Origin of the sequence: Methylobacillus rhizosphaerae (genome assembly GCF_900187985.1) — a bacterium.
Lineage (GTDB): Bacteria > Pseudomonadota > Gammaproteobacteria > Burkholderiales > Methylophilaceae > Methylobacillus > Methylobacillus rhizosphaerae.
The window spans coordinates 102264-115704 of record NZ_FZOA01000002.1 but is presented as its reverse complement, the minus strand read 5'-3'; the positions used below and the strand labels follow the sequence as shown (position 1 = coordinate 115704).

Sequence of the window (13441 nt, the reverse complement as noted above, 5' to 3'; positions counted from 1 at the left end):
CAAAACGACTCGATAATAGACTGTCTGTCTGGAATTTATATCATGGCTATCAAATCACGAGAAAAAGTTGCCAAGAGCAAGAACAAGAACTCCATTCCTGGAATCAGCCGCGTTGCGGCCATCCAGATGGCTTCAGGCCCAAATGTTGCAGCCAACCTGAGTGAAGCGGAGCGACTGATCGAAACCGCCGTCAACATGGGAGCAAAACTTGTCGCCCTGCCGGAATACTTTGCCATTATGGGCCTCAAGGACACGGACAAAGTGGCAGCGCGGGAGAAAGAAGGTAGCGGCCCGATCCAGCGGTTTCTTGCCAAGACAGCAAAAAAACACCAGGTCTGGATTATCGGTGGTTCCGTCCCGCTGGAATGTGAACACCCGGACAAGGTGCGCAATGCCTGCCTGGTATTCGATGACAAGGGCAAGCAGGTTGCACGTTATGACAAAATACACTTGTTTGGCCTTGATCTTGGCGAAGAACACTACAAGGAAGAAAACACCATAGAACCGGGAGACAAGGTAGTCACTGTTGATACTCCTTTCGGCAAGATAGGCCTATCCGTCTGCTATGACCTACGTTTTCCCGAACTGTATCGCGCCATGGGTGAAGTCGACATCATTGTCATTCCTGCCGCGTTCACTGAAACCACAGGCAAGGCCCATTGGGAAACCCTGGTACGCGCCCGTGCCATAGAAAATCTCAGCTATGTGCTGGCACCCGCCCAAGGCGGCTACCACGCATCTGGCCGGGAAACACATGGCAACAGTATGATTGTCGACCCGTGGGGCGTGGTGCAAGACCGTCTGCCACGCGGCTCAGGGGTAGTGATTGCATCCATTAATACGGCATATCTGCAAAGCCTGCGCAAGAGCCTGCCGGCCTTGAAACACCGCACACTGTAAGCCACGCCATCTCACTGCCCGGCTTGAAAACCTCGCCGGGCAGCCCCATTGTCATTAGTGTAATTTAAGGAAAACACTTAGCGGCAGGCACATCCCGGCCTGTTATGATGGTATTCAACTGCAACTGCAACTGCTGAAAATTCTCGATCATGAAACACGATATCCTGCCTTCTGCTTCCAGCCCTGCTGAAAACTCCCATTTCAGTACGGCTACCAACACTTTACTTGCCCCGAGCGGGCTGAATGTCGGTCAATTGCAGGGCGTAATTGGCAGTATCATGTCGCACCAGGTAGATTATGCAGACCTGTATTTCCAGTACAGCCGCGCAGAAAGCTGGGGGCTGGAAGAAGGCCAGGTCAAATCCGGCAACTTCAGTATTGATCAGGGTGTGGGTGTGCGTGCAGTCAGCGGGGAAAAAACCGCTTTTGCCTATTCCGATGACATCAATCTTTCTGCGCTTGAGCAGGCAGCAACCGCCACTCGCGCCATTGCGGCATTGGGCGAAGAAAAACAGGCCCAGGCAGTACAGCGCATTGCAGCCCCGCAACTCTACCTGCCACAAGACCCGATTGCTTCATTGAGCGCTGATGCCAAGGTCAAGCTACTTGAACGGCTTGAAATGTTCGCCCGCAAACAGGACCCACGGGTGACACAAGTCATGGCTTCAGTGGCCGGTGAATATGAAGTCGTCATGGTCGCACGCCATGACGGCATGATGGCTGCCGATGTGCGTCCACTGGTACGTCTTTCCATACAAGTAATTGCCGAGCAAAATGGCAGACGGGAACAAGGCTCCGCAGGTGGCGGCGGTCGTTTTGACTATAGCTATTTCACGGATGAAGTATTGCAGGACTATGCACAGAAAGCTGTGCACCAAGCGTTGGTCAATCTGGAAGCCCGTCCTGCTCCCGCAGGCAGCATGACAGTCGTCCTCGGCGCAGGCTGGCCCGGCATCCTGTTGCACGAAGCCATCGGCCATGGCCTGGAAGGCGATTTCAACCGCAAAGGCAGCTCAGCATTCAGCAATGCCATCGGGCAGCAGGTGGCTGCCAAGGGACTCACCGTGGTGGATGACGGCACGATCAGCAACCGCAGAGGCTCGCTCAATATCGACGACGAAGGCAACCCCACCCAGCGCACCGTGCTGATCGAAGATGGCATCCTGCGTGGCTACCTGCAGGACAGCCTCAATGCCCGGCTCATGAACATGGCGCTGACCGGCAACGCCCGACGCGAATCCTACGCCCATATTCCCATGCCGCGCATGACCAACACCTATATGCTCAATGGCAATATGGCGCCCGAGGAAATCATCAAGTCAGTGAAAAAAGGCCTGTATGCAGCCAACTTCGGAGGCGGCCAGGTGGACATCACCAGCGGCAAGTTCGTGTTCTCTGCTGCTGAAGCCTGGATGATCGAAGATGGAAAACTGGCCTACCCGGTCAAAGGTGCTACCTTGATCGGCAACGGCCCTGATGTACTTACCCGAGTGTCCATGATAGGCAACGATATGGCACTCGACAGCGGTGTCGGCACTTGCGGCAAGGAGGGTCAGAGCGTGCCGGTTGGCGTGGGCCAGCCTACCCTGCGTATAGACGGCTTGACGGTAGGCGGAACGGTTTAATATGATGTAGGTGAAGGTTACCGCCTTCACCTCTTTGTATTCAATCCAGCATGGAAGTCCCTACCAAAAGAAAGGAACCGAAATGGCTACACCAAAAAGTACTACCGTCAAGAAATCCACCACTCCTGAAGCAGTCGTTGCAAAACCTGCAGCAGCGAGGAAAACCGTCAGCAGAAAAACCAGCAGCAAAGCAGGAACAAGCAAGGCCGCCGCCAGTATCAGCGCAGAAGAACGTTACCGCATGATTGAAGTTGCTGCCTATTTTCTTGCCGAAAGCAATGGGTTTTCCGGCGACCCCATAGCATACTGGGCAACTGCCGAGGCCCAGATCAACTCCCAGTTCAATTGAGCTATCCGGCTTCCAGCATGTCCGCCATCGGACAGCCTGGAATGCCTTTCTCCCCCGGATTTAAAACAGCACTACCCAGCATTATTGGCCTGCCTGTAGTGCCTGGCGCTATAATAAGCCGCTTATCCAATATGTAACGGCAAAAGCAATGCAGTTCTCCCTGCCTATTCCGGCAACAGGTCAAACCTCCCGCGTCAATCCGCTGATTTCCGGCACAGACAGTCTGGCATTGGCGCAACTCGCCAATCAGCGCATCGCAGCAAATGCAACATCCCCCCTGGTCGTAATCACCTCCAGTGCCTTCGATGCCCAGCGCCTGCTGGAGGAAATTCCCTGGTATGCACCTCAACTACGCGTACACCTGTTACCAGATTGGGAAACCCTGCCCTACGATCACTTCTCGCCACACCCTGACCTGATTTCAGAGCGGCTGGCCACCTTGTACCAGATCAGCCAGAACAGCTGCGACATCGTGCTGGTTCCGGCGTCCACGGCATTGATACGCCTGCCACCCAATGCCTATCTGAATGCCCACACCTTCATGCTGAAGAAGGGCCAGACACTGGACATCGAAGCCTTGCGCAACCAGTGCGCCAACGCCGGTTATCATCATGTCAGCCAGGTCGTGAGCCCTGGGGAATTCAGCGTGCGCGGTGGCCTGATTGACCTGTTTCCCATGGGCAGTGTCCTACCCTACAGGCTGGATTTATTTGATGATGAAATCGAGACTATCCGCACTTTTGATGTGGACACGCAACGCAGCTTGTATCCAGTAGCGGAAATCCGCCTGCTGCCCGCACGCGAGTTTCCGCTGGATGAAACCGGCATTTCACGCTTCCGGCAGAATTTCCGGGAAACTTTCGAGGGCGACCCTTCACGCAGCCGCATCTACAAAGACATTTCCAAGGGGCTCGCCAGTGGTGGCATCGAATGGTACTTACCCTTGTTTTTCGAGCACACTTCCACACTCCTGGACTATGTGCCAGCAGATGCCGTGCTCTGCCTGCACGGCGACCTGGACAAGGCTGCGCAATCATTCTGGCAGGATGCACAATCACGTTACCGCCAGTTGGCGCATGATCCCGAACGCCCCATACTCAAGCCAGAAGCCCTGCTGATCAAGGCGGATGAATTTTTCAGCCAGAGCCATGCCTGGGCGCGAATACAGCTGAGTATCACCTCGGAGAAGAAGCTGCCTTCACTGGAAGTGGAACGACGCTCCGAACATCCGCTGCACAAATTGCAGGACTTCATCCGCCGTAACAAGGGCCGTATCCTGATCGCCGCGGAAAGCCTGGGGCGGCGCGAAACCATGGCACAGCTTTTTTCCGACCACAATATTACATACGAAGTAGCAGAAAGCTGGAGCACCTTCCAATCCAGCGAAATCCCCGTCATGTTGGGTATCAGCCCTTTGCACGGTGGCTATGCGCTGGACGATATTACCGTCATTACCGAGGCAGAGCTCTACGCCAACACCGTGCGCCAGCAACGCCGCCGCGACAAGGAAAAACAGCGCAATACCGAAGGCATGCTGAAAGACCTGTCAGAATTGCGCGAGCATGACCCTGTGGTGCATGAGCAGCACGGTGTTGGCCGCTACCGCGGTCTGGTCAATATCGATTTTGGCGAAGGCGAAACTGAGTTCCTGTTATTGGAATATGCCGGCGACGACAAACTCTACGTACCCGTTTCACAACTGTTCCTGATCTCACGTTACTCCGGCGGACCGCCAGAGTCTGCGCCATTGCACCGCCTGGGCAGCGGTCATTGGGAAAAAGCCAAGAAGAAAGCCCTGAAACAGGTGCGCGACACCGCTGCGGAACTACTCAATCTTTACGCCCAACGCGCAGCGCGCAAAGGCCATGCTTTCAAGCTGGGCTTACAGGATTACGAAGCTTTTGCCGAAGGTTTCCCGTTCGAGGAGACCATGGACCAGCTGGCCGCCATCGAAGCAGTCATCAGCGATATGCAATCCGGACGTCCCATGGACAGGCTGGTCTGCGGCGATGTCGGCTTCGGCAAGACTGAAGTGGCGTTGCGCGCTGCCTTCGTCGCCGTCATGGGCGGCAGGCAGGTGGCTGTGCTGGTGCCAACCACCTTGCTGGCGGAACAGCATTTCAACAACTTCAGCGACCGCTTTGCCGACTGGCCGGTCAAGATCGCCGAGATCTCCCGTTTCCGCACTGCCAAGGAGCAAGCGCAGGCACTCAAGGGCCTGGAAGACGGCAGCATTGATATCGTCATCGGCACTCACCGCCTGATCCAGAAAGACGTCAAGTTCAAGAACCTCGGACTGGTCATCCTTGACGAAGAACATCGCTTTGGCGTGCGACAAAAGGAACAACTCAAGGCGCTACGCGCCGAAGTGGACGTGCTGACGCTGACTGCCACGCCGATCCCACGCACCTTGTCGATGGCGATGGAGGGCCTGCGCGAATTCTCGGTCATCGCCACGCCACCGCAGAAGCGCCTGGCGATCAAGACCTTCGCCACCCATTATTCCGAAGGCATCATCCGTGAAGCCGCCATGCGAGAGTTCAAGCGCGGCGGTCAGGTGTATTTCCTGCACAACGAAGTGGACACCATCTTCGTTATGAAAGAAAAGCTGGAGAAAATCCTGCCCGAGGCCCGCATCGGCATTGCGCACGGCCAACTGCGCGAACGCGAGCTGGAACATGTGATGCGCGACTTCTACCAGCAACGCTTTAACCTGTTGCTGTGCACCACCATCATTGAGACCGGCATCGACGTGCCGACGGCCAACACTATTATCATGAACCGTGCCGATATGTTTGGGCTGGCGCAGCTGCACCAGCTGCGCGGACGTGTGGGTCGCTCACATCACCAGGCCTACGCCTACCTGCTGACCGATCCCGACCGCAATATCACACCACAGGCGCAAAAGCGCCTGGACGCGATCCAGCTGCTCGAAGACCTGGGTGCCGGTTTCCATTTGGCGATGCACGACCTGGAAATCCGCGGTGCGGGAGAACTTTTGGGCGACAGCCAGAGCGGGGAAATGCAGGAAATCGGCTTCACCCTGTATTCCGACATGCTCAACCATGCCGTGAAACAGCTCAAGGCAGGCAAGGAGCCGGATCTATCGGCACCACTCGGCGTCACCACTGAAATCAATCTTCATACTCCTGCATTATTACCAAATGACTATTGCCCGGATGTGCATGAACGCCTGGTACTCTACAAGCGCCTGGCCAATTGCAACGACGACGATGACCTGGACACCATGCAGGAAGAGCTGATTGACCGTTTCGGATTGCTGCCGGAACAGGGCGAAGCCCTGATGGCCTGTCACCGCCTGCGCATCGCTGCCAAGCCGCTGGGCATCAACAAGATCGACGCCAGCGATTCCGCAATCCAGTTGCATTTTGCACCGAGTACCGAACTTGACCCAACCAAGCTCATTGCCCTGCTGCAGCGTGATCGCCGTTGTCGCATGAACGGCCCAGACAAGCTCAGGGTGACAGCCCAGCTCCCGGACATTACACTGCGCTCAGACTTCATCAAGAATCTGCTCAAGGAACTGACCTGACATGCTGGAAAAAATCATTGCCATCGTTGCCGCATGGATCATCAGCATCATTTCCAGCATGGGATATGGCGGTATTGTATTGCTGATGGCGATTGAATCCGCCTGCATTCCCCTGCCCTCGGAAATTATCATGCCCTTTGCCGGTTTCCTGGTATTCAAGGGTGAGCTGCATTTATGGGGCGTGGCACTGGCCGGGGCAATTGGCTGCGTGCTTGGCTCCATCCCTGCGTATTATCTGGGCATGTTCGGAGGACGCCCATTGGTAGAGAAATATGGCAGATGGGTATTGATTTCCCATCATGACCTGCAGCTCGCTGACCGCTGGTTCGAGAAATATGGCGATGCCATCATTTTCATTGGCCGACTGCTGCCCGCCGTGCGCACTTTCATCGCCTTTCCGGCGGGAGTCGCGCGCATGGCAATGAACAAGTTTATTGTCTACACTTTCCTGGGATCATTGATCTGGTGCTACCTGCTCGCCTATATCGGCATGAAACTCGGGCAGCATTGGGAGTCTATCGAAGTTTATTTTCACCAGTTCCACCTGGTACTGGTCGTATTGGGGGTCATTTTTGCCGCGTGGTATATCCGGCGCCACTTGAAAGCTATACGCGACGTTTAAGGCAGACAGAGAAACAAAACAAGGAAAAAAGCGTGGGATAACCCACGCCCTAGTCCTCCTTTATCCCCCCCCGAGATAAAGAGGCCAACCAGGCAGTGCTGGTTGCTTCACGAATTTTAACGCAACTTACAGCAGTTCGCTCAATTTTCCTAATGTCATGAAATAAATAGCTTTTCGCACTGGTAAGCCTTCTGTGGCAAACAAGGCTGCATAACCCTCCAGCTGTGCGGCAAAACTGCTGGCTGCTTTGCGTATCTCCGCCGCATCGGCCTTTTCAGGCAAGCGGGTAGATTTATAGTCAATGATCCAGCGCTCACCGTTCTCGATGAAGCAACGATCAACCACCAGCCGTTTCAGGCCATTGTCCCCCATATGCCCCATGGCAAGTTCTGCAGCGGCCTGAGGCCTGGCAGCCAGCACCCATCGCCCATCATCACTCTGCAGTGTCAGCTCCAACAATTTCACGACCTGCCCGGCTGCGGTTTCGGCTACCTCACCAAAATGTCCCTGCATGCGCAACCAATGCATCATCGCAGGCTTCAGGCCCGGCAACCGTTGCAACCAACCGTTGAAATCCGGCTGCGCGGCTATCATTTCCACATATTTGTGCGCCAGTGTGCCGATACTGGCCTCGATACTGGCCTGCCTGCTCAGTACCGGCGTGTCTCCGCGCTTCTCACCAGAAGAAATACTGTCATGCCGGCTATCGATATAAAGCAATGGTATGTCAGCTTCCGCTGTGCGAATGAGTTGCGGCACAAAATCTGCCAGCAAAGCCTGCCCGCAAGAAACAGGACGAGACGGTTCATCCGCTGACTGCAGGAACTGTCCGCCTATGGCAGGCCACAACAACTCCAGGAATGTAGTACTGGCAGGCTTGAGGTCTCCCTTGCTGTTCGGCTTCACACTCCCCAGCAGGTGCAGGCTACGCTCCGCGCGCGTGGCAGCCACATAGAGCACGCGCGCACCCTCGTTATCCGTGCGCTCCTTTTCCAGCAATTTGAGGTAGCTGTAAGGATTCGGTTCATCCTTCGCCGCAGAACCTTTGGGAATGAAAGGAGCCGCCACCAGTTCAGTACTGCTGCCTGCTGGTGTTTCGATAGCCACCTCCTCCCACAACAGCAAGGGCGTGGCACCATTGGCAGGCTTGCGCTCCAGCCCGGGCAGGATTACGGTATCAAATTGCAGTCCCTTGGACTTATGGATGGTCATGAACTGCAGCTGCCCATCAGCCTGTGTATCCGGCTCGGCAAACAGCTTGTCCATTTCCTGCACCAGTCGTTCCAGGCTGAAACTACCTTGCTGATCCAAACGCTCCACCAGCCTGAAATAAGCCTCGACATCGACAATATCTCCTGCCTGCCACAAGGTCTGAGCACCACCCAGCATGATCCAGGTACTTTCCAGCCACCGCCCCAGCGGCATACGTCCTTGCTGTGACAGGGCCTCAGCCAGCACATGCACCATATGCTGGCAACGCTGGCGCCCATCTTCACTCATGGCCTGGCTGATACGCACATCATTGAGTAATGACCAGACCGTGCGATGGCGTTCGTGCCCTGCCAGTACATGCATATCCGCCAATCGCAATCCACACCATGGCGCACGCAGGATTGCCAGCCAGTTGACCCGGTCAGCGCGGTGCAGCAAGGCATGTGTCAACGCCAGCAGGTCCTGCACACTCTGGCGCCCGGCAAGCTGCTCGATTTCCACGGCCTGAAAGCGCAAGTCAGCATGATGGCGGCGGATTTCCGCTACCAGGGTTTCCAGGTGTGATCGCGCGCGCACCAAGACCGCAATACTGGCCCCAGGTTTGTCAGCCCAGGTATGACGGATAATCTCCACGATCCGGGCTGCTTCGCATATCCGCATGTTTTCTGTCGTATCGTCAGTGCCTGCCACCAGCGGATGCACCATCACACCAGCACCTGCACTGTCAGCACGTGTTGCCACAAAATCACGGTAATGGATGGCACCCTGCACTACACTGTCCCGTGGCGGGAACACATGACGGAAAGTGCTATTGATCCATTCCACCACTGCCGGGCAGGAGCGATTGTTGCGGCAGAGTTGCAGACGTTCCAGTTGCAGGCTGCCAATCCCCTCTGCTGCCACTTCAAGAAACAAGCCGACATTGGCTTTGCGGAAGCGATAGATGGACTGCATGGGGTCGCCCACGGCAAACAGGGTACGCCCATCGCCTGGCACCCATTCCTGGGTCAGATGCTGCAATAGCCTGACCTGTGTCGGGCTGGTATCCTGAAACTCATCCACCAGCAAATGGGAAATCCGGTAATCCAGTTTCATGGCCAGTTCGCGGGGAGCAGCACCATCCCCGGAATCAATCGCCATCAAAGCACGCTGCGACACTTCGACAAAATCTACCTCTCCCGCCTGCTGGAAGACCAGCCACAATTGGGCCACTGCAATATTCAGCAATCCAGCGAGCGCGGCCACCATCTGCCAGCTTTCCGCATCATGCTTATGAGGCAGCCTGCGCAAGCGATGCAGAGCAGCTTCAGCGCCTGGTGTCTGCTGCAAGGTTGCTACCACTTCGGCAAACTGCTCCTTGAATGGTTTGGACTCAGGTGTGGCGGGAAAACCATTGCGCACATTCACGCTTTTGCGCAATGTCCCTTTATCAGTCAGCAATAAATCGCACACCGCCAGCCATACCGGTAATGCCGATACTGTTGCTGGCAGCACATTGTCCCAATCCAACAGCAATGCCTGCGGAATATCACAGGCCAGGTTGGCAGCGGCATAGCGTGCTATCGGCATCAATACAGCTTGCAATCGCGGCGGAAACGCATCAGCCGCAGCATGGATATCTGCACTGACCAAGTGCGTCAATGCCTGTTCGGCAAGCTGCTGGGTATCCTGGCGATTGGCAAACTCCAGCCATTGATCCCTTCTCCCCAGCATGTCCACCAACAGGTGGGTCAGCTTCTGCACATCATTCTCGACATAACCCAACGCCAGTCTTGCTATCCCGCCATAAATGTCATCATCCACCAGCGCCAGGGTGCGTTCGGCCGCAAGGCGGTAATGTACCGTTGCATCATCACTGATGGCGGGCTGGCTGCCGAAACGGCTCAACAATGGCATCTGCATGGTCAGTGAAGCTGACAGAGAATCTATGGTGTAAACACGCAGGCGCGAGGGATTATCCAGTAACTGCCAATCCAGGCGGGCAGCATGGGCCAGCGCAGCCTGCCCCAGCTGAAATGTCTGCTGTTTGTGTGGTGCTTCCGGCAGCTTCCCACTGTCTGCCATCACCAGGCTGTCGATAATGCGGGCACGCATTTCGGCAGCTGCCTTTTTGGTAAAGGTAATGGCCATGATTTCTTCCGGCGACTGGACTGTAGTCAGCAGACGCAGAAAGCGCTGTGTCAACAATTCCGTCTTGCCAGCACCCGCTGGCGCTTCCACGATAAATGATTCCAGTGCCAAGGCACGCTGGCGGCTGTGCTGATCCAGGTGCAGCAACTCCTCGGCATTCATGTGCATCCCGCTCATTCGGCCTCTCCCTGCTGCCGGTGTTCGAATTGCAAGCGTCGCTCCGGCAACCGCAACAAAGGCTTCACTTCACAATACATCAGATCCTTTTCCTCCTGCAGTTGCACGGCTGCCTCACCACGCTTGAGTTCATGCACAATCGCCGTAATGCTGCTGCGCCAATGCTGCAATACGCTGTGCCAATCCGGGAATTCCGCTTCAGGGAATATCTCGCGTGCCTTTTTATCATCCAGCGTGGTCATGTCCGGCAATACATCTGTGCTGGATAAGCCGGCAAAGCCATATTCCCCCAACTTGACCATGGCAAACGCAATAGCCGTAATCTCGCCACTCTCTGTGCCCGGATCTGTCGTGCTGAGCACAAATGCCGCATATACCGGCAGCTGTGGTTCCGTAATGCGCTGTTGCGCCCAGTTACGGGTATCCGGTTTGCGCCCGGTCTTATAGTCCATGACAATACGACTGCCATCCGGCAAGGCATCAATACGGTCTATGACCAGGGTGATTTCCACTCCTTCTATCAGGATTTTCTGCCGCTGCTCGCTGGCAAGTACGCTGAATGGCTGCTCCCGGGTCTGCTCCAATACCAGCCAGCCGCGCAGGAGTTTTTGCAGGCGCTGACTTTCCAGCAGAATAAATGCTTCGCTCAATACGGTATCGCAGGTTTCCATGTATTGGGCCAACGCAAGCTCCACGGCCGCTGCCAGAGCTTGTTCCAGTTGCACCTCATCCATGACCTGCAAGTCCTGCAGGCTGCGCCCCCGCCAGAAATGTTCCAGCACCAGATGCACCAGGGTTCCACGCTCAGCCGCATCCAGGCCATTGACTGGTACCCTGAGCGCCCGAGCATGCAGGCGATACTGGAAATAAGCCCAGGCAGGACAGATCGCCTGGGCCTTGAGCAGGCCAGTGCCGCCGGATACATGCTCCCCCTCGCCAACAGCAGGTGCCTGATGGTCATCCAACCACTCCATCCTGCGGGCATACTGCTGCGCCAGCCTCTGTGCCAGGCTTTGCGCCAGATTGACCTGGCCATCGCGCAACGGGATCGCCTGTATCACTGGGCTCATGCGCAATTCACGCTCCCCCTCCCGCAAGGCACTGGAAAATATAATCTGCTGCGCGCTGTATAACAGGCGCTGATGTATCACCTGGGCAAACACCATCTGTACGGCACTATCCGCATTGGGCAAGCCATGCTCACGCTGCATCGCAGCAGGCAGCAGCGGATTCGGGCGTGGTGCCGGAGGCCATACATGGTCATTCATCCCCATCACCCAGAGACCATCCAGCGGTTTACTGCTGCTTTCCAGCATCCCCATGACTTGCAGGCGTACTTCTCCCTCGGCTTCCGGCTGATAAATCTGTTCCCGGCACAACTCCCGCAAACGTGACAATACGCTGCCCAGGCTCATGGGCCGTTGCAGAACGTCCAGTGCTGCCAGGGATTCCAGCACCTTGCCAAACGCCTGTATCGCCTGGTATTCAAAGCTGGAAAGGCTGCGCTGCCTGCCTGGCCAGTCAAGGGCATCCAGGGCGCGCGTGATGACGTCCACCCATGCGGACGGCAATAGCTCTTTTTTCACCGACTCACGCAATACTTCCAGCACTGCGGTGATATGCGCCTGCAATCCCGCCAGGGACAAAGGCAATGATGTACTTTCCATTTCCCTGCGGACAAACCGCTGCAGCCGGGACAGCTTCATGGACAAGGGCAAATGCTCGCGCATGCGCGCATCCAGCTGCGCACGCGCATCAGCCTCGGTCACGGCATGCGACCAGTATGGCTGTGACAAAAGGCGGGAAAACGCCTCCTGCTCTACCTTGTCCTGCGGCCTGCACTGGCTGAAAAATTGCAGCAAGGACAACGCGGTTTCAATCACGGGCTCCCGGCTTACGGGCAATCCCAGGGAAAAATCATAACTGCGCGCAGCTTCCACCATGGCCGGACGCACCCAGGCCGGGTGCAATACATCATCGAGCAAGCGTGCCAATGTTCCCCGCAACCTGGCCAACTCCGGCACGACAATGGCTACTCTGGCATCCGGCTGCTGCTCCAGTATTTCCTGTGCCCAGGCCACGGCGGCGCGGCACTCGGCATCCTGGTCATTGAGAATCACCCGGCAACATTGGCCCTCGTTTTCCATACCAGTGACATGGCGACTGACGTTCACGCCACGCTGCCGCAGGATATCCTGCAAACGCTGTATCTGCGGGGTGATACGATCAAACCCTGCAAAAGTCACCTTCCCCGGCAATTGTCCCAGGCCATGCTCCAACTGATCCAGCTGCCAGTCGAAATAACGTACCGACTCTATCCAACCATCACGCTGGCAGCGGATAGTAAATTCTCGCCGCCAGGCAAGAAACTGGCGGGTTTCTTCACTATGCCCTGCATCAGGCAACGGCAGGCGCCATTCCAGCAATAACTGGTTGGCCTCCTGCGCTGCTCCAGACAGTCCCCTGGTATCGAATAATGCGGCTGATGACTCAGCAGCCAAGGCATCAGTGATCACGGATTCCCACAACATGCGCTCCTGCGCCTGGCTCAGTACATTGGGTGGCATCTGCCCGATCTGTAAATCACCTTGCAGCATGGCGGATTCAAGCAGGCCAGCCAGCCATTGGTTGACGGTTGCCGTATTGAGCAAGGCCCATTGCGTCTGCCCGGCAGCAAACAAGGCCTTGCCATGGTCAAGCTGCAATGCACGCGCCAGGCGTGCCGTAGCACATAGAATCAGGGTGTCATGAGCATTCATGACAAGGATTTTACTTGATTACCACCTGATGCAACTGCTTCCGTGTCATGTGCATTGAATTCCATCTGCATACTGCTTGACAGCCGGCGCCTTGCCATCTAACTTGCCTAGCCT

The 13441-nt window shown here is 56.1% G+C and carries 7 protein-coding genes; 5 read left to right on the top strand and 2 right to left on the bottom strand.

Annotated features, from left to right (window positions below):
* Positions 1-42: 42 nt before the first annotated feature.
* The 5 genes from CHB59_RS02750 to CHB59_RS02730 all read left to right on the top strand — a co-directional run bounded on the left by CHB59_RS02750 (position 43) and on the right by CHB59_RS02730 (position 7049).
* Positions 43-900 (top strand): carbon-nitrogen hydrolase family protein, encoded by an 858-nt coding sequence (locus tag CHB59_RS02750; RefSeq protein ID WP_089374711.1) that lies wholly within the window; start codon positions 43-45, stop codon positions 898-900.
* 149 nt (positions 901-1049) lie between these two features.
* On the top strand, positions 1050-2525 hold the full coding sequence (tldD, locus tag CHB59_RS02745; protein WP_089374710.1) for a metalloprotease TldD: 1476 nt from the start codon (positions 1050-1052) through the stop codon (positions 2523-2525).
* Between the two features lie 82 nt (positions 2526-2607).
* Positions 2608-2874, top strand: coding sequence for a DUF2934 domain-containing protein (locus tag CHB59_RS02740; RefSeq protein ID WP_089374709.1), 267 nt, complete (start codon positions 2608-2610; stop codon positions 2872-2874).
* 148 nt (positions 2875-3022) lie between these two features.
* A complete protein-coding gene (gene mfd, locus CHB59_RS02735) occupies positions 3023-6427 on the top strand; it encodes a transcription-repair coupling factor (protein ID WP_089374708.1) in 3405 nt (1134 codons plus the stop codon).
* Between the two features lies 1 nt (position 6428).
* Positions 6429-7049, top strand: a complete 621-nt coding sequence (locus tag CHB59_RS02730; RefSeq protein ID WP_089374707.1) for a DedA family protein — start codon at positions 6429-6431, stop codon at positions 7047-7049.
* A gap of 126 nt (positions 7050-7175) precedes the next feature.
* On the opposite strand, the gene CHB59_RS02725 is transcribed toward CHB59_RS02730, so the two are convergent.
* Positions 7176-10568 (bottom strand): UvrD-helicase domain-containing protein, encoded by a 3393-nt coding sequence (locus CHB59_RS02725; protein WP_089374706.1) that lies wholly within the window; start codon positions 10566-10568, stop codon positions 7176-7178.
* On the bottom strand, positions 10565-13327 hold the full coding sequence (locus CHB59_RS02720; RefSeq protein WP_089374705.1) for a PD-(D/E)XK nuclease family protein: 2763 nt from the start codon (positions 13325-13327) through the stop codon (positions 10565-10567). Before CHB59_RS02720 ends, CHB59_RS02725 begins: the two co-directional genes overlap by 4 nt.
* Positions 13328-13441 lie beyond the last annotated feature (114 nt).